The sequence below is a fragment of the Nocardia sp. NBC_01730 genome (genome assembly GCF_035920445.1).
Taxonomy (GTDB): Bacteria; Actinomycetota; Actinomycetes; order Mycobacteriales; family Mycobacteriaceae; genus Nocardia.
The window spans coordinates 304679-328296 of the sequence record NZ_CP109162.1; the positions used below are offsets into that span (position 1 = coordinate 304679).

At 63.9% G+C, this 23618-nt stretch carries 17 protein-coding genes; 3 read left to right on the forward strand and 14 right to left on the reverse strand.

Annotated features, from left to right (window positions below; genetic code table 11):
• Window positions 1–85: 85 nt before the first annotated feature.
• From OHB12_RS01425 to OHB12_RS01435, 3 genes are read right to left on the reverse strand one after another with little or no spacing between them, the layout of a single operon-like run.
• Complete coding sequence (locus OHB12_RS01425) at window positions 86–1360, reverse strand: hypothetical protein (RefSeq protein WP_327115400.1); 1275 nt, start codon at window positions 1358–1360, stop codon at window positions 86–88.
• 14 nt (window positions 1361–1374) lie between these two features.
• Window positions 1375–1749, reverse strand: a complete 375-nt coding sequence (locus tag OHB12_RS01430; RefSeq protein WP_327115402.1) for a hypothetical protein — start codon at window positions 1747–1749, stop codon at window positions 1375–1377.
• A 15-nt stretch (window positions 1750–1764) separates the two neighbouring features.
• Complete coding sequence (locus OHB12_RS01435) at window positions 1765–2298, reverse strand: DUF3558 domain-containing protein (RefSeq protein ID WP_327115404.1); 534 nt, start codon at window positions 2296–2298, stop codon at window positions 1765–1767.
• A 500-nt stretch (window positions 2299–2798) separates the two neighbouring features.
• Between OHB12_RS01435 and OHB12_RS01440 the strand changes: the two genes are divergently transcribed.
• Window positions 2799–3071, forward strand: a complete 273-nt coding sequence (locus OHB12_RS01440; protein WP_327115406.1) for a hypothetical protein — start codon at window positions 2799–2801, stop codon at window positions 3069–3071.
• A gap of 37 nt (window positions 3072–3108) precedes the next feature.
• A complete protein-coding gene (locus tag OHB12_RS01445; protein WP_327120828.1) occupies window positions 3109–3477 on the forward strand; it encodes a type II toxin-antitoxin system VapC family toxin in 369 nt (122 codons plus the stop codon).
• A 445-nt stretch (window positions 3478–3922) separates the two neighbouring features.
• Here OHB12_RS01445 and OHB12_RS01450 read toward each other — a convergent pair whose 3' ends face one another.
• Window positions 3923–4378: a DNA-directed RNA polymerase subunit beta gene (locus OHB12_RS01450; RefSeq protein WP_327115408.1), complete on the reverse strand. Its 456-nt coding sequence runs from the start codon at window positions 4376–4378 to the stop codon at window positions 3923–3925.
• A gap of 343 nt (window positions 4379–4721) precedes the next feature.
• The gene (locus tag OHB12_RS01455; protein WP_327115410.1) at window positions 4722–4937 is read right to left on the reverse strand and encodes a hypothetical protein; all 216 of its coding nucleotides are present in this window, start codon (window positions 4935–4937) and stop codon (window positions 4722–4724) included.
• Window positions 4938–5219: 282 nt separating this feature from the next.
• Between OHB12_RS01455 and OHB12_RS01460 the strand changes: the two genes are divergently transcribed.
• Window positions 5220–6437: a helix-turn-helix domain-containing protein gene (locus tag OHB12_RS01460; RefSeq protein WP_327115412.1), complete on the forward strand. Its 1218-nt coding sequence runs from the start codon at window positions 5220–5222 to the stop codon at window positions 6435–6437.
• A gap of 129 nt (window positions 6438–6566) precedes the next feature.
• Here the strand turns inward: OHB12_RS01460 and darG are convergent, their stop codons facing one another.
• The 9 genes from darG to OHB12_RS01510 all read right to left on the reverse strand — a co-directional run bounded on the left by darG (window position 6567) and on the right by OHB12_RS01510 (window position 23613).
• Window positions 6567–7628, reverse strand: a complete 1062-nt coding sequence (gene darG, locus OHB12_RS01465; RefSeq protein WP_327115414.1) for a type II toxin-antitoxin system antitoxin DNA ADP-ribosyl glycohydrolase DarG — start codon at window positions 7626–7628, stop codon at window positions 6567–6569.
• Window positions 7629–7643: 15 nt separating this feature from the next.
• Complete coding sequence (darT, locus tag OHB12_RS01470; RefSeq protein ID WP_327115416.1) at window positions 7644–8285, reverse strand: type II toxin-antitoxin system toxin DNA ADP-ribosyl transferase DarT; 642 nt, start codon at window positions 8283–8285, stop codon at window positions 7644–7646.
• The gene (locus tag OHB12_RS01475) at window positions 8282–12367 is read right to left on the reverse strand and encodes an Eco57I restriction-modification methylase domain-containing protein (protein ID WP_327115418.1); all 4086 of its coding nucleotides are present in this window, start codon (window positions 12365–12367) and stop codon (window positions 8282–8284) included. The genes darT and OHB12_RS01475 overlap by 4 nt, the downstream gene beginning before the upstream one ends.
• A 512-nt stretch (window positions 12368–12879) precedes the next feature.
• Window positions 12880–15759, reverse strand: a complete 2880-nt coding sequence (locus tag OHB12_RS01480; protein WP_327115420.1) for a helicase-related protein — start codon at window positions 15757–15759, stop codon at window positions 12880–12882.
• A 240-nt stretch (window positions 15760–15999) separates the two neighbouring features.
• Complete coding sequence (locus OHB12_RS01485; protein WP_327115422.1) at window positions 16000–17532, reverse strand: CBS domain-containing protein; 1533 nt, start codon at window positions 17530–17532, stop codon at window positions 16000–16002.
• Window positions 17533–18203: 671 nt separating this feature from the next.
• Window positions 18204–19217, reverse strand: coding sequence for a glycine betaine ABC transporter substrate-binding protein (locus tag OHB12_RS01495; RefSeq protein ID WP_327115424.1), 1014 nt, complete (start codon window positions 19215–19217; stop codon window positions 18204–18206).
• Between the two features lie 132 nt (window positions 19218–19349).
• Window positions 19350–19568: a cold-shock protein gene (locus tag OHB12_RS01500; protein WP_327115426.1), complete on the reverse strand. Its 219-nt coding sequence runs from the start codon at window positions 19566–19568 to the stop codon at window positions 19350–19352.
• A gap of 18 nt (window positions 19569–19586) precedes the next feature.
• A complete protein-coding gene (locus tag OHB12_RS01505; RefSeq protein ID WP_327115428.1) occupies window positions 19587–21614 on the reverse strand; it encodes an SDR family oxidoreductase in 2028 nt (675 codons plus the stop codon).
• A 301-nt stretch (window positions 21615–21915) separates the two neighbouring features.
• Window positions 21916–23613: a bifunctional metallophosphatase/5'-nucleotidase gene (locus OHB12_RS01510; protein ID WP_327115430.1), complete on the reverse strand. Its 1698-nt coding sequence runs from the start codon at window positions 23611–23613 to the stop codon at window positions 21916–21918.
• Window positions 23614–23618: the final 5 nt, after the last annotated feature.

The following is a 23618-nucleotide window of genomic DNA, read 5'->3' on the forward strand; positions in this document are numbered from 1 at the left end:
GACGCTCGTTCGCTCGTCATACACCTCGGACTCGTACATCGTGGGCACGTCATGGAGATATGCATGGTGGCGACGGTGCGTGCGGTCATTCGCCGATCACCGGGGGCACCGTCTTGGTGCGGTTGTGCTCGCCCAGACCGGTGAGTTCCTCGCCGTTGCGCTGGTTCACCAGGTAGTCCTTCGTCTGGTGCTCCTTGTCGTCGTCGCCCTTGCCGCGGGCTCCCGGCGGTGTCATACCCGGCATCCCGGCCATGCCGGGACGGTTCGCGCCGGGACGAGTCGTGGCGGCGGGAGCGACGCCGAGAAGACCGGGTACGCCGGGGACACTCCGGCCCGGAGCCGGTGTACCGGGAGCTGGAAGGCTCGTCGTACCGGGGCTCGGCGTATTGAGGTGTCCGGTGCTGGGTGTGCCGGGGCGGGTCAGTGCCGGATCGGTGGCTGTGCTCGCCGGTTGAGTCGATGGGGTGTTCGTGTTCGCGGGGGTCGTCGTCGACTGAGCGGTCGTATTTTGCTGTGTATCAATAGGATCAGTGCCGGTCGTTACGGTGTCCTGCGGGTTTTCGCTGGTGCCGGCCGGCTGACTGGATTGCGTTGTGCTGGATGTGTCGCCGGGCGAGGTACCTGGTGACGGGGATGGCCCAGGATTGCTCGACGGGGACGTCGGGCCACCGGGCTGGTATACCGGGTTGTACGGCTTGGGCACCAGCGGAACACCGGTATCGGATTCCCGGACCGCGGGATAGAAGACGTTCTTCACGACATTCACCGACGCGTCGTGCGCGGCATCGTCACGGTGCCGGTTCGCCTTCCACGTCGGGCCGGGCACCCAGCTCGCGAGGTCGCTGGTCCAGGTGTGGCTCGGCGCTTCCTGCACGGCAGGCCGGGTGACCTCGATGCCCGACCGGATGATCTTCACCTTCTCCGCGACGATCCGCACCGAATCGATCAGCCCGGCGGACTTGTCGACGTACTCCTTGACTCCATCCGCCGCGGCCTTCGCCGCCGCGCCCTCCCACTTGCCCGCCATGGCTTTGTTGATTTCCGGGGAGAAATCGCGCAGGCCCTGGTCCAACCTGTCCCGAATGGACTCCCACCGCTGATGCAGCGCCACGACATCCGTGACCGACATCGCCTGCACCCGCTGGTAAAGATCGTCGATATCGTCCGGATTCTTGTACGCGCTCTCCGGGACCTGCGGCGACTGGGTCTGCGCCACACCACCACCGCGCATGACCTCGGCGATCCGGTTGCGGGCAATAGCCGCATCGGGACTCTCGTCGCGTGAGCCGCTGTCCGGCGGACCGGATTTCGACTGCTCGTACAGTGCGGCAGCGATCGCGACCAAAAACGGTAGACCCATGACCGTCCCCCAGATCAGTTCAGCAGAGTGTTGGTGTTTTGTGCGTTCGCTTGGTCCTGGGCGACGGTGCGATCCACGGAGATCTGGATGGTGTCGCGCATCAGGGTGAGTACCTCGATGTGCTCTTTCAGCGCCGAGTCCACGTCACCGTCACCGCCAATTGCCTTGGCTCCCAGCACCTTTGCGAGTTCGTCCGAGCAGTCGAAGCGGCCGAGCCCAGTGACTCGCGTTAGCATCTCCAGTTCATCTCGCAGGGCAACGTAGAGATCGATTTGACGGTTACAGGCGTCGCGGCATCCGATTGCGACGGAGCTGTCCAGATAGAGACGGCCAGCATTGGCTTCGTCAGCAAGATATCGCCACCGCGTCACTTCCTCGCTTATCGACATAAAAATTCCCCCTGATCAGCGTGGAAACTCTGAGACGAGCACCTTGGCTGCGTTCGTAGCTCGATCACATGGAAGTACCGTGCTTTTCTGCGTATTGAAGATGCTGACCTGTAGCGCACCCTGATCAGCAGGAAAGATGAGATCGCAGTCGTCTCTGTTTGCCCCGGTTGTGGTTTTGAAACTAAATCCGTCCCGTCCGCTCACACTGATGTTGACGAAATCAGTGTTTTCGGGCTTTTTCTTGAAGTCGTCAACAGTGTGAGTCGTCGACCATACGACAAGAGAGTAACTCCACTGGGAAGGCGCGTCATGCCAGGAGCAAACCTTAAATCCAGGTTGTTCGACACCCGCGACTCCTGACTTCTTCGTGGAAGAGACCACGCCGATCTGCTGCAGCAGCTGATCCGAGACCTGGGTGCACGGGTCCCAAAGGGCGGCGCTGGCCGCCGACGGGTCTGCGACGGTGCTCGGTGTGGCCGTGCCCTCTGTCTGTGACCCGCATGCCGAGGCGACCAGCACCACCCCGGCGAACGTCGCAACTGTCGCCATCGTCCGTCGTCCCACCGAAGCCTCCCGATCTGGGCCGTCGAAATCGTCCCTGAAGTCTATGACGCGCCAACGCGCGGTTCGGTTCCCAGGGATATTTTCTTCGGTCGGTCGAGGTGGTTCGGTACGGTTGGCGCACCTGCCCCCGCCTCGGCAGGACTCCGGTTGGCGTGGCGTCCCAGCTGCCGATTCAACGGTGCACAGTACTGAATCCAGCTGGTACGAAGGATGATTCGACAGGCGCGTCCGACGTGTGGATGTCTCGCTTTCGTACACGTCCCCGCGAGGTCACGAAGGATCGGCGGCGGGCTGGGATCGTGCTTCCGCTGTGCCGATGCTATGTGTGACCGGTTCCCGCGCAGGTGATGATCGATTGCACGACGGTGCTGATGTGTGGGAGCAGTTCCTGGCCTTCACGTACGCCGAGCGCCATCGCGCATAACAGGGGTGAACTTCTGCCGATTGGGCTGACCAGGGCCGCGCGGCCGTCCTACACTGCTTGCGTGACCGCTGCACACGACTACGAGGACATGCACCACCTGGTGGACCAGCTCACCCCGACCCAGGTGCGACGCCTGCGTCTGCTCGTTACCCAGGACGAGGAGCTGTCCCAGGTCGCTCAGACGCTTCACGAGGCCGAGTCGCCCGAGGCGGAGGCGGTCCCGGAGGGGCTGCTGGCCCTGATCGGCAGTATCGACGGCCCGGCGGACCTGGGCGAGCGGCACGACGACTACATCCGCGAGCGGATGCGCGAGCGCTTCGGCGACTCGGCGTGATCGCCACAGTCCTCGACACCGGCCCCTCGCGGCAGCGCTGAACACCGGCGACCGTCGGCACGCCGAGTGCGCCTCACTGCTGATGTCGCTCACCGGCCGCCGCCTGCTGCCCAGTCCGGTCATGACCGAGGTCTGCTGGCTACTGGAGTGCTGGCCCAAGGTCGAGGCCGCGTTCCTGGCCCAGGTCGCACGGGGAACCTTCGAACTGGTGCAACTCACCCCCGCCGACCTGACCCGGATGGGCGAGCTGGTCCTCCAGTACGCCGACTTCCCACTCGGCGGGGTCGACGCCTCGGTCATCGCGGTGGCCGAAAGCTTCGGTGTAGACCGGGTGGCCACCCTCGACCGGCGGCACTTCAGCGTCGTCAAGCCTGCCCACATCCCCGCGTTCACGCTCTTGCCCTAGATCCGCCCAGCGGTCTACGCCTCTGACGGCAGCGCTGACGGCAACAACTCTGGACATCGCCGCACTCTCACGCACGTCAGCTGAGGGACAAACTGCCGTTTACCTGCATAAACGCAGGTAGGTAGGGGTCGCCCTCGACACGTACTATGTGCTGGCTGACGCCACGCCGGTTCTCGTTCGCAACTGCGATCCGTACGAAATCCGCTTGATGAGGATACGGGTGCAGCTCGACATGATCAGGCATCATGCGGGTTCGTGTCCACGCTGCGGTGCCGGAGGTGCGAGAGTTCTTGGGGAAGCGGGCGGCTCGGCTGTAATGAATCCCGCTGGTACGGGTGATGATTCGAAGGCGCGTGCGACGGGCGGGTGTCGTTTTCGCGCAGGTCCCGCGAAGTCACGAAGGAATGGTGGCAGGCTGGGGATCGTGCTTCCGCTGTGGGCGATGCTATGTCTGGCCGGTTCCTGCGCAGGTGATGATCGATTGCACGACGGTGCTGATGTGTGGGCGGAACGCATCGCGTGGGGCGACGACCCATCGTCGGTATCCGGTGGTTTCGTCGGCAGGGGAGGGCAGCACTATTTCGCCGCCGTCGGGGACGATGGTCGCCGCCGCACGTAGGAGTGCGACGAAGATGTCGCTGTCGAGGGCGATGCTGTTGGTGTCGTCGGGGCGGGCGAGGATGGTCCAGCGTCGGGAGCCGTGGGCGATGACGGGGCCGAGTAGGTATTCGTTGGCGAGGTCCTTGTGCACGATTCGGCCGAGCCGTTCCGGGACGGTGACTGCGGCGATGTCACCGGCGCGCATGGTGATGCGCCTGGTTTCGGTGTGCACGAAGCACGGTAGGCCACCGACGTGTCGGTAGTGCAGGCAGCGGGCGAGTGTGGGATCGGGAGTACTCATGGCTGGTCCGTGGATGGCGGCATCCCTGGACGAGCATGGAGGCGGCGTCGCCCCCTCTGGTCCGGGAGCTTTTGCGATGGCATTGGAGTTGTGTCCGTTCGTATTTCGGAGATCGTGGATGGCCGTCAGTCCCAGAGTCGTGCGCAGGGCAGAGGCGGGAGATCGTCGTGAACGTTGTCGTCGACAATCACTGTGAGTGCCGGGAAGTGTTGGGCGAGTTGGTCGGCCACGCTTGCGGCTTGTTCGGCGCTGGCTCGATAGTCCAGGCGCAGCGGGCCGGATTCGATGTGGAGGTGCCGGTGGCACCGTGGGTTCGGCTGATCGGGCGGCGGCATGCGGCGCGTCAGTGTGGCCTACTCGTCTCCGGCACCATCCGCCCGATGTCGACGAGCGCCTGTTGTGCCGCTGCTTTGCGTAGGCAGTGTTTCGCCCGGCAGGCCACATGACGACGCATCACCTCATGGGCCTGCGCGACGGTGAACGGCAGAACCGGGGGCTGGTGGGCGGCGGCGTCGCACAGCGCGACGAGTTGGTACACGGCGAGCGAATTCGGTGGCACGTAACACCTCTCTGGTTCGGACACTTTTCGGCGGTGCCCGGCGCCGGGGACTGTCGCCACCGGCGCGCCACTCTGGCGGGCCGATGCGCCGTCGAGGGGAATGGCGTCGGCCCGGCACCGGGCACCTGCGACCGAACGTAAGATGCGCGAATGGCGCGGCCCGGACACAAATACCGGTTTCCGTTCCCGCTATTCGAGGAGCCGTATATTGTGCGGTGGCAGTCGTTTTCGGCGGACATGCTGGGGAGATCAACCAACAACACAGGGGGTTCGGGGATGCACATGACGACCGGTGAAGTCATCCGGCGGGTGCGGAAGTCCATCGGGATGACCCAGACGGAGTTGGGTGCGTTGATCAAGTTCTCCCAACCGGCGGTATCCGGTTTGGAGCGTGGTGGCCCGGCGTCCCACGATGTTCGCGTCCTGCGACTTGTTGCTCGCGCCCTTGGGGTTCCGCTTGCCATACTGGTGGTGGAGTCGGACCAGGAGGCAGATGTGGACCGTCGCAATTTCTTCAGAGCAGGGGCGCTCGGAGGTGTCGGGGCCGCCGCCATGATGGCGGCGAACGCACCGGCCCAGGGCGAATCGATATCCAGCGTGAAAGTTGGTGCGAGCGATGTAGCTGCTATCAACGAGAGTGTGAACCAAATCCACGAGCTGGACTTGGTGGTTGGCGGTGACCGGCTGTGCCGGGTGGCCGCGAACCAAGTCCGTTACGTTGAGCAGTTGCTCGACAATGCGACCTACAGTGAAGCGGTCGGACGAGCCCTGACCAGCGCATGCGCCGAGATGATGACCGCTACGGGGTGGGTGCATCTTGACGCGGGCCATCTGGACGATGCTCGCCGTTACTACGCCGACGCGGCGAATGCGGCAAACGTGGCTGGTGACGGGGTTGCGGCAGCTCATGCCTTGGGCAACGCCAGTCATCTCATGCTGAGGCGTCCCGAAAACCCGGCAGGGCATCCCCTGGCCGTGCAGTACGCACAGGCAGCGTCGCGGGCAGCTCTTCGTGACGGTGGTCCGAAACTACGAGCGCTGACGGCGATTCGCGAGGCTGAAGCCCAAGGGGCACGTGGCGACAAGGCCGCGGCGACTGCGGCGATCAGCCGGGCGCACCGTGCCTATGAATCGATTCGAGGGCATGACCCTGATTGGGTGTATGTGCCCGAGGCTGAGCTCAGCGGAGTTACCGGCAAGGCTCAGATGTGGTTGGGCGAATACGGTGCGGCGGCTGTCCATTTGCAAGCCGCGATCGACGGCTCGTCGGCCTGGCCGCGGGAGTGTGCTTCATGGCAGGTCAGCCTTGCGCACAACTTCGTCAACTCCGGTGACATCGCCCGAGGGTGCGCGCTGCTTGCCGACAACTTCGACGCCATCAGTAGCCTCGCCTCCACGCGATTGCATCAGCGAATCGACTGTATTGCCAATCGGGTTCGTATCCATGCCACAGTGCCCGAGGTACGGGAGTTTCTGGGGAAGCGTGCAGCACTGGTGTAGCACCTCGTAAAGTCTTGGCGTGCATGAACTCAATTCCAGGAGCAGTGTATTTTTCACCGTGCAATGGCGTTGAGGTTACGCCTCCGCCAAACGCGGTTGCGTTTCTATGGCGGTAAGGACCCGCAATACTCAATCTATGAGTTCCATTGGAAGCCAATGCTGTTCGGTAAGCCGTGCGATCGCGGCAGCAATATGCGCATCGGTGAAAAGCGTACCCTTGCGCTCTGTCCAGGCTCGGACGTAATCGACGATTTCATGTCTGTTCTGGGAATTCCCGTGTGCTGCGGCCCAGTGGACGCTAGCTAACAGCTCCATGCCGTACATGCTGCTGAAGCCCTCCGACAATGAGATAACACGCTCGACGTGCCGCGTCGCATCCTCATGATCGGCAAGTAGCGATTCGGAGCGATCCACGGCTTCGGTTAGCACACGGATCGGCTCGGACTCTAACGCGCGACCGCTGCCGTCGCCGAAACCGGTGACGAAGTGTCCCTCGATTTCCCGCAAGGTCTTGCGCAAGTTATCGGCGTACGGTCCGTAACGGCCCTTACTGAACTCCAGCCGCAAGTTCAGTCCCGCATGTTGCAGGAAATACGCCAGCTTTTGTACTTCGACCTGAGTCGCCGCGTGCAAGGCCGCTTCCTCGTATGCCCGCAGTAATTTGATGACGGCGGCCCGGGCAATCGTCATACGTGGTGGAGCTGTGCGAGTGACCATCTCGGCGGCGGGTGGCGCACCTTCAGGCGGGTAGACCCGGATGTCGGCATCGGCCGCGATGGGTGCGAGCGCCTTCCAGATCAGTGGCGCAACATCTTGCCAGGCCAAGCCGCCGTTTCCGCAGCCAAGCGGGGGAATCGCTATGGAACGGATCTGGTACTTGCGAATGACTAGAACAAGATCGCTCAGCCCGGACTCGATATCGGGCAACCGACTGGGTGAGCGCCAATGTCGTTTAGTCGGGAAGTTCAGGATGAAGCGTGGGCCGTTCAGCGCCCCGGTTTCCCAGATGAATATCTCCCCGATCCGGACCTCACCTGCTTTGGCCGCAGTCTCATAGGCACGGAACATCTCCGGATAGGCGCGGCGGAATTGCAGGGCGATGCCTTTGCCCATTACTCCTACCGTGTTGACGGTGTTGACCAGTGCGTCGGCGTCTGCACGGAGGAGGTTGCCGTGTTCCTCTCGAATCATGTCGTCCTCCATACCCTAGAAGTACCAGCCGGGTCTGACATCGAGCTTGGGTGTCGGAGTCTTGGACCCAAGCATCTGCCTGACCTCGGTCGCTACCTCGTCGGATCGAGTCGCGATGAACAGGATGCTATCCCACGGAACATGCTGGTGAACGAGCAACTCAGCTTGCCGACGTTCGCAGCGATCCGGGTACTCGTCGACGTCATGCCAGTATTTGCTCTCCATGAGCGGCCAGTCGACCAGCCGTGTCAGCTCGCTATCATCGGCCGTGAAGCGTGCGTAGGCCGCAAGGGCGTGTCTGTCGGTGCCGAGTACGGACTCCGTCCGGGTTCGCAGCTCCGTGACCTTGGTGGCAAGGTACACGATCCGATCGCAGCCATCGGTGTAGCCCGCAACACGTCCTTTGTTGATCGCGTACAGCATCGGGCTGCGCGGCGCGAAGTAGAAGGGGACGTAGTCGGACAGGAATCCGCCCGGGTGTATCGGCACGGTTCGGGCGGCGCGCTGCTGCTTGAGGTGACTGTGCCCGATCGGAATAGATGTCAGTCCCGTCGACGATGCGAGAGTGTCGCTCCAAATCCCATGCTCCATCATCGACGGAACATGCTCGAGCCGAGTGATATGGAACACCCAAGTTGGCGACGGCCGCTTTGTCATTCCGAATTCCGGGTATCCAGCAGCTGCGTGAAGTGCTGGTGTGCCAACTCCATATCCCGTTCGCGGTCGACGCCTTGGAAAGGCTCCTGGTAGGTGATGCCGTCAACGGTCAGATCGGCGGGCTTCAGCCCGCCCCGCTTGCGGTACTCAGAAGCGAGTTTGGTGGGGAGTTGGCGGCCGGTGGCATCGTAAAGGGCTTCGCGTTCGTATTTCTGCAATACCGGGAACTGGGTTTGGTAGATCGTCAGGAGTTCTTCGGAGGTGATGCCGAGCATGACGGCGACGATAGCGTCGATTTCGATGAGGGCTTGGCGGCGATCGGCTGCTCGGCGGAGGGGAGTGGACCATCGCCATGCCAACCCGATCGCACCGATCTTTGTGCGATCGGAGTGCTCTATGCCGACGCCGGGAACCCAATTGTCATCGCCCCATCGTTGCGAGTAAAGATATTCCCAGAGCGGCGCGAAAGGTTGGACAAGGCAGTTCATTCGAAGAGTGCGAAGGATGAGTCGTTCCTCTAGAAAATGGTGTCTAATATGTGGTAATCGACGAATCAGGCCGTGTTTTAGTTCTGTAGAACCAGATGTTTTCACTAAGAAATCTACTGGCAGGGACGACCAAATGCCCGACGCGACCGTTACGTCCACTGGTGTTGGCAGTTTTCCGGAGAGCACCGTGCCGACGAAGCATGTGCCGGGCGGTACGATGCAAGAATGGAGTGTGCGCACTGTTGCGGGGTCGGCCATTCGACGCCATGCGAGGCGAAAGTAGTTCGTACTGGGTACGCCATTCCAATTTGGATACGCGTCGATATATTCCTCGTAGCGTTTAGCTGGCTGATAGTTGGTTCGCGCGATGAATGTTTCTGAAATAGAAGCAAGGTCGATCGCTGAATAGTCAAGATTGTTGCGCATGGTGGGATTGCCCTGTTGATATATTGGGCAGGCGATAGTAATATGCGGCCCTTGCAAGATCGCATCGTCCCAACTGGACGGTACAGCGGACCGTGACTCGAAGTAGCCTTCCTTCCGGTCGGCGGATTCGTGCCAGCCATCGGTCCATTCGAGCCCGGTTTCAGTGATGCGTGGCGCAGAAGCGAGTTTGTTGAGTACGTCTGCGCTTGCTCGATTCACTGGGTAGAGCATCCTGGATTCGGCCGCCGGAGCGCCGGGTTCATCGATCAATGCTGCCCAGTCGGCGAGTTCTAATTCGGTTATCTCAATGACTCGCTGGGCATGCGGCCGGACATCCCACTTGCCGTCGGGGTCCTTCACGCCGGGGGCGGGTCCGGAACCATCGTGTTGGAGCGATCGGGTCGGTACTTCTGGATGGTACAGAGCAGTTCCTTGGATGAACCGTACATCTGATTTGGAACCGTAAACGTGCACGCCGTATTGGCGGGTGTGATTGATCTCGGTGAACAGCTTTAATTCATTGCGGAACTGCCAGTGTCGTCGCAGTCGGCGATAGCACTGTCGGCGAAGTTTGTTCGCCCGTGCCTCGCTGAAGTGCGTCTCCGGATGAATCATCGATACGATCCCACGGTGGGATGAGGAGCGCCACGTTCGCTCGATGAAGCATCGGTAGAGGTCGGGCTGTAGCCCGGACAGTACGGGGCGGTCGATGCCGGACCCGAGATGTTCGTTCTGCCCGGATTGATCGGCCCGTTCATCCAGCAGTGCTTTCCGAACGACATCTAGCTCCAGCAAGGCGGCTAGCTTCTGCTTCTTGACCTGTTCGGAAGGCTTTGCGGCCAATTGCCACCACGGATCGAACTCCGCAAGTACCCCAGCCTCATCCCAGTCAGGCCGAACCCATGGCGGATTACCGACTTGCAGATCGAACCCACCGTGCGAGAACACCGGCGCGAAGTCGAGGTCCCAGTGGACGAACCCCTGCGCGACAGCGATGCCGGACGCGATGTTCAGCCACGGGAACCTGACTACGGCGTGTTCGATCGTCGAGACTTGCGCAAACGTTCGATCGATATCCTCAGCGGTGTCGAGCGCATGCCAGTCCAGGTCGCCGGCCATACTGGTTTGCCCGTACTTCTCGAACTTCCCGGCTTTCGGCGGTACTCCGATCAGAGCTTCGAGACCGCCCACCCACTGATCCCAATCCGGTGGTTCCGCATCCCCAGTCACCGGCCACGACCACAGCGCACACCAAGCATCCATCACTCGCCGCAGCCGCCGATACGCACCATCTTCGTCGTTCAGCGCGGCCTCGATTTCCTCCCGCGTCACCGCCGGAGTGTGCTCGGCCGGCTCCGTACCCCAGAGATGAATATCCCGCCGGATCTCCGACTCCGCGATGGTGAGCCGCCGTAAGGTGAACTCCCACAGCGTCTCCACCCGCTGTGCCAGCGCCGAAAGCCGCTTGACGATCGCCTTGCTCGGCGATTTGCGAATCTCATTGCGCCACAGCCGTAGTTCTTCACGTCGCTCTGGTGCGTAGGTCCTGGCCTCGGGTGTATCGACCACCGCACCCCAGCCCTGCGAGGGCAGTAGGAAGTGGTGGATTCCGTCACCGATCGACTCACCCAGCGGCACGTCCTTGGCGGAAGTCTTCAGCCACGCTTTCTTCGCGAGCATGCTCGGGGCATACACAGACCGCCGCGCGCCGATGAGCGAGTTGCCCCGGCGTAGATGCAAACCGAACCACGGCGCTTGTAACCCGGCGACCATGGTGTCCAACCACAGGGAGATCTCCGCCAGCTCCACGGCGGTCGCGTTGAGGTCCACGCCGTACACCTGGTGGAGGGCAATATGCGCCTTCACCTTTTGTAGCTCGATCGGATACTGGTCCGCTTCGATGAGTTCGCCGAGGTCTTCTTGTTTACGTTCGAGGTAGGCGGCGGCGAGCTGGCGGACCGCCTCGATGGCGAACGCTCCGGAGCCGAGGGCGGGCTCGCAAATGGTGAGTTGCAGGATCTGTTCGGGGGTGGTGCGGGTGTCGTTCTGGTCGAGTAGTTCCTCGAGTGCCTGTTCGACAACGAATTTCGTCAGCACCTCCGGCGTGTAGTACGACGCGGATTGTTGCCGTTCGCGGCCTGCGAGGCGGAAGACGAAGGTGCCCTTGGTGTGTAGGACGGGCTTTTCTTCGCCCGTGGTTTCATCGATCGCGCGGACGAAGTCGGATTCGGACAGGTGGTCGGAGCGGTCGACCGGGACCACCCACGATCCTTTTTCGGGGTCGCCGTTCTTCGCGACCTCGTACAGGTCTTCCTCGGCGAAGAAGCCGGTGTAGGACATCAGGCCCTCATAGACCGCGCCCAGTTGGTTGATGCCGAGTTCGGCGTAGCTGATGAACCCTCGTTCGCGCCCTTTTCGGCCCTTTCTCTCCTTCGAGAGCAGCAGGTGTTCGAGGATCTGCTGGGTAGCTTCGTTGCCGAGCCCTACCTCGTCGATTAGTGCGGTCGCCTTGGCAGAGAACAGGTCCGCACGCAGCGGGTTGAAGACCAGGCCGGGGGCGGGATCGTCGGCGATGTTCTCGCGGATCGCTGGGGTGTGGCCGCGATCGACGAGGTCGAAGAGTTTCTTCAACGAGGCATACAGGTGGGTGCCGGTTTTTGCGCGCACCGAACCGAGTTCGGCCAGGGTCAACTCGCGGAGCCGGTCGAGGCCGTAGCCCTCCTCGTATTCGGCTGCACCGCTGGGCAGCACCTGCATTTCCGGGGAAGCCTCGGCATACAGCAGAAACAGGATGCGGTAGAGGAAACGCAGGGAATGTTTCGCCAGCTCCTGGCCGTCTATCGCGTCGAGGGGCGGGTCCGCTGCCGCGCGTCGGCGCACGACTTCGTTGGCGATGATTTCGATGGACAGCCGGATGCCCTCGCGCAGGTCCTTGGACACCCCAACGGTGTGCTTGACCGAATCCTTCAGCACCTCGGCCCACCACACGGTGCCGTCGGCGTCGGGGGCGAACGCCTGCTCGCCGAGGATCGCTGCCGCCCTATCGATCTCGCCGCCGCGTGCTTCGTGCCGACGTTCGGCCACCACGAGCAGATCGAGTGCGAGGTAACGGCCTTCGGCCCAACGTTCGGCTTCGGCGAGCAACAGCCACTGCCCGGCTTGCACCACGACGAAGGCCGGCGGCGTGTCGGAACGGAACGCCGCGGAGACGGCTTTGGACGCGGCCGCGATCGGTTTGCCGTCCTCGGTCGCAGGGGTGAGTAGCAGACCGGTTTCGGGGTTGAGGAGTTCTTCGATGGCGGAGACCGGGAGAGCTTGGACGAACAACACTCCGGGTGTTCGGGGGAGCTGTGCATCGGGGATCGTCAATGCCGAGCCTGCGCGCTCGGAATTGAATGCCGTTGGCTCGCCGGAATATCCGAGTGCGGTCCGCGTCAGCGCATGCGCTTCCGCTGCGGCGGAGGGGTTTTCGGCCAGGCGGGCAAGAGCGATCTCGAGGTCACGGCAGGCGGCCAACAGAGTGCTACGGACGGTCGGTCGGTTCTGTTTGGCCTCGGCGTCCCAGTTCTTGCGCAGCTCGAGCACCCTGCCGTGGAACGATTCCTTCGTGGAGTCGGTGGTGAAGTAGTGCTCGCTGATCCAGTCCTCGCCGATGACGATCGAGTCGTAAGAGGCCACGGTTACTGATCCTTATCCGGAACGATCACCAGCAGCGGGCGCACCAGCTGCTGGGTGGGGGCGAGGGATTCGGCGAGGCGTTGCTCTTCGACGATCCGCCGGGAAAGCTTGGCCACCTTGCTCTTCTGACTGCCGAACAATTCCAGCTGCTCGGCGCCGTCGTGCCAGCGGTCCGCACGTCGGCGCCACTGCGCCAACCGTTCGTTCGCGGTCTTCTCCTGCTCGGCGAGGACCATCGACATGGCACTGCGTGCGTTGGCCACCGCGATTGGCACCAGCGGGCGGTATCGGTCGAGGTCGCCCACCGGGCCCGGATTCGGTGTGCCGGGACGCAGACCGGTGTCGGTGCTCAGGAATTCGAGATCCGCGCGGGGTTCGACGATGCAGAAGTCGGGATTGTCGAGGTTGGGGAACTCGGCGGTGCTGAAAACGCGCGAGATCAACTGGCCGCGTCGGTTCATCAACGTGCTCATCAGCAGCACGGCCGGGGCGTCGACGTTGCCGCGGATGACGAAGATCTGATTGCGGCCGAGCGCGCTCAATGCCCGGTCGCTGGCCCAGTCGAGCACCGGATGCAGCGGGCCGAGGAAATGCGCCTCCGGCCAAGTGGTGTTGTTGATGCCCTTGCCTTCACGCGCCACCCGCAGCTGTTCGGCGCCGACCGCGGCGGAGGTCGCGAGCTTGAGTCGTTGCAGCACCCGTCCCTCGGTGAGGTAGTTCTGCGGCAGCTGTCCGAGCCGCTGGCGCAGATCCTTCGGCGGGACGAGCTCGGCGATGGCGTAGTTGCGGTGGATGGTCCACCCCACGCCGCCGTCGTCCGGGTGCGCGTGTGGCGCGTCGTCGAACGCGGCCAGCAGGGCTTCGTCGAGGAAACTGATGTCGTCGGCGTAGAGGCTGTGGCGTGGTGCGTCCGGCAGTGGCGCCGGCTCTTCGGCGGCGGCGTCGAACTGGGCGAACAGGGCGTCGAGGTCATCGCCCTCGGCGATTTCTTCGATCGTGCGTACCTGCTCGTCCAGGGTGGTGCGGCGGGCGAGCACATCGCGGATCGCGGACTCTTCCTCGCCCACACTGTGTTTGCCCATCAGCGAAGCGACATCACCGAGCGTGCCGTGCGCCTGGTTCTCCCGCTCGAGCAGGCGTGACAGCACACGAAGGTCGCCGGAGAAATCCGGGTCGGAAGGTTGCAAGATCAGTGAGGAGATCACTGGCGAATGTCGCTGACCATAGCGGTCGATGCGGCCGTTTCGCTGCTCGATGCGGATGAGCGACCACGGGATGTCGTAATGGATCAGGTGGTGGCATTGGGCGTGCAGGTTCACGCCTTCGGAGGCGACGTCTCCGGTGACGAGCACCCGGATGGGGGAGGTCTCCAACTTGAAATTGTCGACCACCTTCTGCTGCTCGGTGTCGGACATGCCGCCGTACAGCATCACCACGTTCTCCGGCTTCAGACCCAACGCGGCGGGCAACAGTCCGGTCAGCCACGTCAAGGTGGCGATCCGTTCGGCGAACACCACCGCACGGGTGCTCGACCCCGCGCCGACGCCGATCTGGGCCAGTCGACCGACCAACGCGGCCTGTTTTCCCGCTAATTCGTTATATGCCTTCGCGTTCAGCTCATCGAGGGTGTCCAGTGCGGCCAGTTCTGCGGGACTCGGCGGAGTCGATTTCGTGTCGCTCTTGGGTGCGCGGCGCTGGGCGATCGTCTCGGCCAAGGCGGCGGGGGAGGACAGGAACGCTTTCGCCAGCGTCCACGGGAACAGCGTCTTGGCTTCACCCGAATACGGTGAGGAACCCGACTCCGGATGCAGCCAGGTCCGGGAAAGCTCCTGCGCCACGGCGTCTTCCGCACGGGAGGGAGCGACGAGCAGGTGCACGGGTTCGGCGCGCTGTGCCCAATCCGCGCCGACCTCCGCCGCCACCTCCTCGTGATGGCGATGACGGCGGATCACGAGCGAGGAGACATCCTCCTTGGTGAACGTTCCATCGGCCTTCACCGAGGTCGGGTCGAGCATGCGTAGCAGTTCCGCGAACGACTCGTCCTTGCCGTTGTGCGGGGTGGCCGAGGCCAAGATCAACGCCTCGGTGTTGGGGGCCAGGATTCGGGCGAGTTCGTTGTTCTGGGTGCCGACGTTGGTGAGGTTGTGCGACTCGTCGATCACCACGGCATCCCAGTGCTGCCGTTCGAGGTGTGCCTTGTAGCGCGGGCTCTTCAACGTGTCGATCGAGATGATCGCCCGTTTGAAATAGGTGAACGGATTGCGGGTGGCGGGCAGTTTCTGGCGCACCTTCTGAATGCCCGCCGAGTCGAGGCGGACGAACGGCAACGCGAACCGGCACCACAGTTCGTGCTGCATCTGCTCGAGCACATGCTTCGGGCTGACGATCAGGATGCGCTCGCCCCTGCCGCGTCGTACCAGCTCCGCCAGGATCATGCCGATCTCCAACGTCTTGCCGAGACCCACCGCGTCGGCGATCAAGATGCGCGGCCGAATATGCTGGGGATCAAGAGCTTTCGCCACTGCAGCGCGCTGATAGCCGAGCGAGTCGGCCAGCATCCCGGTTGACACGGTCAGCGTCTGATCGCCATAGGGGAACGGCGTTTTGCGCAGCAACGACTCCAACCACAGCCGGGAATCGCGGTAGCCCGACGAACCGTCCGCGACCACCTGCGCCCGCGCCGGATCGAGCGCCTTGATGTCGTCCAGGCTCGCATAGAAGGTGGCGGTGGTGTCGGCCACCAGCTCCGAGAGTCCGCGAACCCGCACCAGCCGCCCGTCGGAACCGACCTCGGTGGAGGTGACCAGCCACTCCTCGTCGCGGACCACGACAATGGAGCCTGGGGCGACCTCGAGTGAGTCGCGGGATTCGACGTTGGTCATTCGACGGTGCTCCTGGTGGATGGAACGGATCGGCATACAAACTTAGTTCGGCGACGATGCGGCCGGCGTCCGCCCTGCTCGTGAGCTGATCCGGGTCCAGCGGATCGCATCCGCGCGGAGTGGGCTAACACCACATCGACCGGCGTATCGGCGTGTTACATCCAAACGCCCGCCGTCCGCTATGCAATGGGCTGGTCGAGCGTGGACGGGCCGAATGCTTGGGTGCTGCGACTGCCGTCGTCAGGGGTGCGGGTCCGCCGCTCGTAGCAACTCCAGCAATCCGGTGACCGCGGCGAACTTCTCCTCGGCAACCGGGTCGGGGGCGAAGTGCATCAGTTCGTTGCGCATCTTCCGCACCGCCTCCAGCAGGTCGACGAACTGTTCGTGATCGAGTTTCCAACCGATTTTCGACCACCACTCCGGCTTCTTCAGCAGATGGACGTAGTTTCCGAAAGTCAGGTTGGACGGCTGTTTGACCCACGACTGCGCCTTGACCGCCTTCTTCACCTCTTCGAAGTCCAGCGTGTCCACCGCCCGTCGAAGCCGGTTCTCCGCTTCCTCGACGAGCAGGAAAGGCCGCGCCAGCGTGCCGAACTGCGCGGTCAGGTCGGAGGCGGTGAGGATGCCGGTGACCTGGGTGCGATCGGTACTGCGCACCAGAATGAATCCACGTTCGCGGATCGCGTCGATCTGGTCGAGGAGCAGCGCGTCGTGGTCGACCGGCGAAATGGAGATCGTGGTGCTGCGCAGCGAGGGCGAATCGGAGGCGATATGAGCCCGACCGATCGATTCCCAGGTGATGGCTCCGTGATACGTGCCCTCCGCGTCGATCACAGCGACCTGCGAAAAATTGCGTTGCAGCATCAGTGTTTTGACGAAGGTCAGCGTGTCGGTCGGTGCCACCGAAACCAGCTTCGCCGGGAGCCCGTCGAGGCGGCGGGTCATCGGCTCGCGCTCGGTGACGTCCTCGACATCCTCGGCCGTGATCTCGGCGGCGGGATCATCCGGTTCGGTGCCGAGTTGGACGAGTGCGACCGGATCGCTCAGCGACCCCTCGGTGAACGGTGGACGGGTGGTGAGCCCGGCCGCGGCGAGATCGGCCTTCACCGCGTCGATCACCGGCGCGGTCCGCCGTTCGGCATCCCAATGGCCGAGCAGACCGCGAATCGTCAGGGTCTTGGGATCGGCGGGATCGCGCTCAGCAGCCGCCTTTAGCAGCTCGGACGCACTGGTCACCACTTCGTCGCCCGCGAAGCCGGGATCGGTGCCGTGCTCGGCGAGATGAGCGATCCGCCGGACCGCGTCGTTGCGGCTCAGCCCGCACACGGTCAGCAGTGAGCCGAGGCTGGCCCGCAGGTCCGGGCGAATCGAGTCCCAGGCGACGTCGGTGCGTCGCCAGTCGACAGGGCGAACTTGTCGGAAATCCGCTGATTCGCCCGTTCGATACTGATAGGGGCCGCTGACGTACCCGATCGCCACCGAGCCGGGGTGCCGTTTGAGCGGCATGACGACCAGGTCACCGACTTGGATTTCGGTATCGAACTTCCAGAGCTGCCCGGCCCAGTTGCCGATCGTGGCCCGTCCGGCGGCCGGGTACGCCGACTGGAGGCCCGCGACCAAGTCCTCCCAGGTGGCGAATGCCGCAAGGTCCCCGATCTCGACCCAGCCGATAACCGCGAGACCCTCGCGCAGCGCACGCATCTCACGTTCGCCGTCGCTGCCGCCGCGAATCAGCCATGCTTGCCGACTGTGCTCCACCGGTACCTCGTTCACATCGGTCTCCTCCCACTCCGACGGATCTGCCGCTGTTCGGGCCCGTATGCGCTCTGAGCCGTTGGCGACGGCGATCGTATCGCGAGAATGATTGCGCTGCATCGCTGTTTGCTGCCGATTGTGGGCGAGCGGTGCCGACCGATTTCGACCAGAACGAGGAGCGGTCCGGCTCGATAATGCCGTCTGAAGCCCGCGAGCGGTCGCTGCACCCGAGCTCGAACGTCATGACTCCCCTTCGATCTTGTCTATGAGCCCATTATGTCCAGAGCAGGTCCGTGCCGGGTAGGTTTTCACGAACGAGCCCGTCGGGATGTTGTGTCGAAATGCTGTGCGACACAGCTTGTTTCGAGGATATTCGACTCGTCCGGCTACTTGGCAACCGCGGCGAACCACAACACACCCTCACCGACCGGGATCCGGGTGGCATCGGACATCCACAACTTGTTCGGGGCGTCGACTTCGATGGAGTCGCCGGAGACGTCGGTCGCTGCCCAAACGCGGTTACGGTCGTCTCCCGCAGCGCCTCGAGGATTCCTGCGTCGGTCAGTCGTCCCAGGGCTCGGTAAGTGCTGGCGTCGGTGGTTCCGGCGATCCGTTGTGCGGTGCCGACATTGAATTCGGCGTGCCGAGCAGCGCCGCGAGCAGCTTCTCGTCCGCCGAGTTCGCGCGATTCACCCGGCCGCGACAAACCCCTTGTTCACCAGCCAATCCCGCGCGACGGCCGCGATATCCTCGCCGTCCACGTCGATGCGTCGGTTGAGTTCCATGACCTCGTCGTTGGTCAGCGCCTGGGAGACCGGGGTCATGATCTGTTCGATCTCGGGGTGTTGGCGGGCGAGGTCGGTCGAGAGGGTGACGGCCGGGTTGTAGTGCGGGAAGAAGGACCGGTTGTCGGTGAGCAGTACCAAGTCGAGTCCTTTGATGCGACCGTCGGTGGTGTAGACCTCGCCGAACAGGCATTCGGTGCCGCTCGCGGTGGCGTTGTAGATGATGCCGGTCTGAAGCACTGAGCGGAATACCGTGGCAGGGTCGAGGCCGTATGCCTGGGCCATTCCGGGGAAGCCGTCTCGGCGGACGTTGAATTCGGTGTCGACGCAGGTTTTGGCTTGGGCCGGTGTAGTTTTGGCGAGTTCGGCGTACTGGGACAGCGTGCGGACGCCGGTACGTTCGACAACGGCCTTGCTGGCCGCCAGCGCGTAAGTGTTGTCCATCGGAGCCAGTGCCACCCAGTCGATGTTGTTCTCGGCGACGTCCGCGTCGCGCACGGCCTTGAACTGTTCCATCGGGTCGGGCAGGGGCTTCTCATGGCCGAGATAATTGATCCAGCCGTTGCCGGTGTACTCGTAGGTGAGCTGCACCTGGCCGGAGAGTTGGGCGGCGCGGGTGCTCTGCGAGCCCACGATGGATGTCAGGTCCCGGATCTCGGCGCCTGCGGCTTGCAGCGAGAACGCGAGTATGTAGCCGAGGAGGACTTGTTCGGTGAATTCCTTCGAGCCGACGGTCAGGGTGACACCAGTGAGGTTGTCGTTGTGCTGGATGGAACCAGGGTTCATGGTGAACGGGAGGGAGGAGCCGGCCTGCAGGCCGCATGCGGCGGCGAACGTGGTCGCGGCCACGATGAGCGCAAGGCAGTACCAGCGTCGTGGAGTTGTCCGCCGATGTCGCCTCGAGCGGTGCCGCCTCATGGCTGAACTCGTCTCATTGAAGCCCTTGACCTGGGGATTGCTTTGCGCCAATCCCAGCGCACTGTGTTCTCCATGCGAGTGACCCGCTCCTGGAATAGGTCGATCAGCGCGCGGAGTCGCCGGTGCCCGGGATCACAGCTTCCTGACTCGGGTGGCTCGATAACGAAAGCTGTCCTGTCTGGCGGCCTCGTAGTGGAATTCGACGCGATCGCCCGCCTCCAATGCCAGGAATCCCGTGCCCTCGATGACGGAAAAGTGCACCCACACGTCGTGCCCGTCGGGCAACTCGGCCGATGCGATGGCGCCCCAACCCTTCTCGGCGTGGAAGAACTTGACAATGCCTCCGATCATCGTCCGATCATCGCGCACCTACCACTGCAATCCCGGGACGATGCGGGCGACGCGCGCCGCGGGGCCGGGCATGGCCATGAGCGGCATGATGACCGGGGCGAGCACAGCGAGGGGACCGCGACTCCGGCGCGTGTCCGGCGCGGCGGGCTCCTTGGTCGCGAAATCGGTGTGGCCTTGCGCCGCACGGGATTCCCCGAACAGGCGGAAGCCCTGGTGCATGATCTGGCGCTTCACCGACGGCATCAGCAGCTCGACCGCTTGGGCGAAGGTGCCGACCGGGGTATCGATCCGATGCGGACGGTCCTCCAGCGCGCGGATGACGATGGTGGCGGCCTGCTCCGGGTCGGGAACCGGAAGCGCGCGGTACAGGTCGGTCGGCGCGATCATCGGTGTGCGCACCAGCGGCATCCGCACCGAGGTGAACGTGATTCCGGCATCGCGGTTCTCGACCGCCGCGATCTCGCTGAAGTTGTCCAGCGCCGACTTGCTCGCCACATACGCGGCGAACCGGGGCACCTTGGTCTGCACCGCGATCGAGGAGATGTTGACCACATGTCCGAAGTGGCGTGCCCGCATCGACGGAAGTAATCCGAGGATGAGCCGCACAGCGCCGAAGTAGTTCACCGCCATGGTGCGCTCGAAATCGTGCATCCGGTCGGTCGAGTTCAGCACCGAACGACGGATCGAGCGGCCGGCGTTGTTCACCAGGTAGTCGACGTGACCGTGGTCGTCGAGCACGCACTGCACGAGCTTCTCGACCGCATCGGAGTCGGTGATATCGCAGGGATAGGCATGTGCCACACCGCCTTCCGCGCGCACTGCGTCGGCGGCGGCGGCCAAGTCGTCATGTCCGCGGGCGACCATGAGCACTGTGGCGCCGCGCCGGGCGACCGCGTGCGCGGTGGCCAGACCGATGCCGGAGGAGGCGCCCGTGATGAGAACGACCCGGCCCGCAAGCGGATCACCGGTGAGGGATACCCGGCCGCGCTGCGGATCGAGGTGATCGCGCCAGTACTGCCACAGGCGCTCGGCGTAGCTGTCGAACGATGGCACGGTCAGGCCCGCGCCGCGCAGTTGGGCGCGGGTGGAGTCGCTGATGAAATCGGCCGAGAACGACGTGTGCGGCGCGACCTCGGCGGGAATGCCCAACTGCTCCAACAGGAAATCGCGCATGGCCGGGACACCGGGGATCTGCGCGAGCCCGCTGAGCGCGAGGCCGCTGCCGGGTACCGGGCCGACGCCGGACGGTGCGCCCGCCGCGGCGGCGAGTGCGCTGTAGATCTCGCTGAACGGCTGCGGCGCCGGGTTGACCAGGTGGAACGTGCGGCCGTCCAGGCCGGGGCGGCGGACCAGCTCGACCATGGCAGCGGAGACGTAGTCGACTGGGACGATGTTGGTCGCGCCGAGATCGGGCAGAGGTACCGGCAGATCGGTCGGCAGCGCGCCGAGCTTGGCGATGGCGGCGAAGAAATAGTACGGGCCGTCGATCTTGTCCATCTCGCCGGTGTGGGAATCGCCCACGATGATCGCGGGCCGGTACACCCGCCAGCGCACGCCGCGCGACTCGCGAACGAGCTTCTCGGCGGCGAATTTTGTGCGGTGATACGGCGAGGTCAGCTGCTGTCCGAGATCGAAGTCCTCTTCGAAGAACTTGCCTTTGTGATCGCCCGCGACCGCGACGGAGGAGACGTGGTGCAGTACCGCGTCCAACTCTCGGGCCAGCGCAAGGACCGAGCGGGTGCCCGCGACGTTGGCGGCGTGCGCGGTGTCCTCGTCGGCGGTCATGTCATAGACGGCGCCCAGGTGGATGATGTGGTCGGCCGACGGCGCTTCGCAGGCCAGGCCGAGCCCGTCGGCGGTGAGGTCGCCGATCAGCGCGAAGACGCGCTCGCCGCCACGCCAACCCGCTGCGAGCTCGGTGAATTTTGCCAACGACGCCTCGCGCACCAGCACGTGCACGATCGCTTCGGGATCGCGATCCAGGAGATCCTGCACAACCCGCCGGCCCAAGAATCCGGTACCGCCTGTAACGATGTAGGAAGCCATCGCACTCTCCTGCTGTTCGCTTGAATCATGTTGTCGCACAAGTCAGTCGGCATGCAGCAGTGGATGCGGAAAGCTTCGAATCGGCCCCCATGACAATCCGTCGGGCCGAAAGTAGGAACACCTTCGTCCTGACTTGTTACTCAACAGTAACTGACCACGCGTGATGCGAGCAAGCGATCATGGTCTGGTCGAGCTGTGGGAATGGTCACCGTATGCCCAGGTCAAAGGGTGTGTGTTACAAAGATTTCCAGTTATCCAAATTCTGGTCAAGTGTCCAGCAATCCGGCGGCGTTCGGTGCCGCTACTTCTTCTCGACCCGGGCTGGCGGCGCCTGCAGCGGCGGCTTGCCGCGGAGGAACGTTTCGAAGGCGTCCAAATCCGTTGGACCCGTGGCATTGTCGGTGCCCTCGGTGAAAACGGTGAAGCCGTCGCCGCCGGAGGCGAGGAAGCTGTTGGTGGTGATGCGGTAGCCGGCGACCGGGTTGAGCGGCTGTCCCGCGACGCGGACGCTGCCGGCGATCACCTTCGCGCCCGTGGGTGCCGTGTCGGAGTAGGCGTAGGTGATGCCGGCGAGGGACAGGACAGTCGGCTTGCTCGCGTTGTCCCACTGCTGCTCGAGCAGGCGCAGGATCTGAGTGCCGGTGAGCGTGCGCGTGACGACCTGGTTGCCGAACGGCTGGATGGTGAAGATATCGCCGTAGGTGATCGGACCCGCCTCCAGATCGGCGCGCACACCCCCGGGATTCATGAACGCGGCGACGGCCGCGGCGGGGCCCGCGGTGACCGACAGCATGGAATCGGCGATCACGTCGCCGAGCGGTGAGGTGCCCGCAGCGCCGGGTTCGTGCGAAAGGGCGTCCGAGGTCGCGCCGACGACGCGGCCGGCGCGGGAGCGGGACTGCTCGGTGAAGAAATCGACGAGCGCGCTTGTCGAGTCGTCCGGTGTGACGTCGCGGGACACCACTCGGTTGATCGCGGAAGCCTGCACCTCGGCGGCGCCGAAGCGCAGGGTGATGTCGGTGATGAGCCGACCATACGAAGCGGCCTGGGTGACCACCTTCCCGCCGATCGTGCACACATAGGGCTGATGGCTGTGGCCGGTGATCACCGCACGCACCGCCTGGTCGACCCGCTCGGCGAGCCTGGTGACGTTCGGTGTGATGTCGGCGCATCCGCTGTAGTCGAGTGGTTCGTCCTTGCCCGGTCGCTGGGCGCCACCGTCGTGTATCAGGGCCACGATCGTCTCCGCGCCCGCCGCCTTCATCTCGGGCACGTAGCGGTTGACCGCGTCGGCTTCGTCGCCGAAGTTATAGCCGCGAATGCCTTCGGGTAGAACGATATTCGCCGTGTCGGGCGTGACCGTCCCAACTATGCCGATCTTGTGCCCGCCCACCGGGAGTAGCATCCACGGGCGCAGCGCGGGCGGCGGATTGCCTTGCGCGTCCGCGACATTCGCGGCCAGATACGGGAATCTCGCGCCCGTGAACGGCGCACCAGGGGAGCAGCCGTCCGGGGCGCAACCGCCCTGCTGGATCCGCCCCAATTCCAGTACGCCGTCGTCGAATTCGTGATTGCCCACCGACGACGCGGCCACCCCGACGTTGTTCATGAAGGTGATAGTCGGCTCGTCGTGGAACAGTCCGGAGATCAGGGGACTGCCGCCGATGTTGTCTCCGGCCGCCACCACGGCGCTCGCCGGATACGCGGCCTGCAAGCGCCTCAGGTGGGTGGCGAGATACGCCGCCCCGCCCGCGTCGTATCCCGTGATCTTCCCGGTCGACCCGCCCGGCGGCTGTAAGTTTCCGTGCAGGTCGTTGAAACCGAACAGGTGCACCTCGTCGGGGTGCGTCGCGGGCAAATCATTCGTAGAGACCAACGGCACCGGTCGCGGCGCCGTCGAGGAGGCAGGCCCCCCGCCGGCATCGGACACCCGATCGCATCCCCCGACCAGACCCACAAGACCGATAAGAACCAGGGCGATGCGGCGGCGCGCTCTCATGTCAC

What these genes read in the sequence shown, in the direction of transcription:
- OHB12_RS01450 (WP_327115408.1), bottom strand. Translation starts at nt 4,378, where the DNA reads ATGAGTACTCCCGATCCCACACTCGCCCGCTGCCTGCACTACCGACAC.
- OHB12_RS01430 (WP_327115402.1), bottom strand. Translation starts at nt 1,749, where the DNA reads ATGTCGATAAGCGAGGAAGTGACGCGGTGGCGATATCTTGCTGACGAA.
- OHB12_RS01425 (WP_327115400.1), bottom strand. Translation starts at nt 1,360, where the DNA reads ATGGGTCTACCGTTTTTGGTCGCGATCGCTGCCGCACTGTACGAGCAG.
- OHB12_RS01505 (WP_327115428.1), bottom strand. Translation starts at nt 21,614, where the DNA reads ATGGCTTCCTACATCGTTACAGGCGGTACCGGATTCTTGGGCCGGCGG.
- OHB12_RS01510 (WP_327115430.1), bottom strand. Translation starts at nt 23,613, where the DNA reads ATGAGAGCGCGCCGCCGCATCGCCCTGGTTCTTATCGGTCTTGTGGGT.
- OHB12_RS01500 (WP_327115426.1), bottom strand. Translation starts at nt 19,568, where the DNA reads ATGATCGGAGGCATTGTCAAGTTCTTCCACGCCGAGAAGGGTTGGGGC.
- OHB12_RS01460 (WP_327115412.1), top strand. Translation starts at nt 5,220, where the DNA reads ATGACGACCGGTGAAGTCATCCGGCGGGTGCGGAAGTCCATCGGGATG.
- OHB12_RS01495 (WP_327115424.1), bottom strand. Translation starts at nt 19,217, where the DNA reads ATGAGGCGGCACCGCTCGAGGCGACATCGGCGGACAACTCCACGACGC.
- darT (WP_327115416.1), bottom strand. Translation starts at nt 8,285, where the DNA reads ATGACAAAGCGGCCGTCGCCAACTTGGGTGTTCCATATCACTCGGCTC.
- OHB12_RS01480 (WP_327115420.1), bottom strand. Translation starts at nt 15,759, where the DNA reads ATGACCAACGTCGAATCCCGCGACTCACTCGAGGTCGCCCCAGGCTCC.
- darG (WP_327115414.1), bottom strand. Translation starts at nt 7,628, where the DNA reads ATGATTCGAGAGGAACACGGCAACCTCCTCCGTGCAGACGCCGACGCA.
- OHB12_RS01435 (WP_327115404.1), bottom strand. Translation starts at nt 2,298, where the DNA reads ATGGCGACAGTTGCGACGTTCGCCGGGGTGGTGCTGGTCGCCTCGGCA.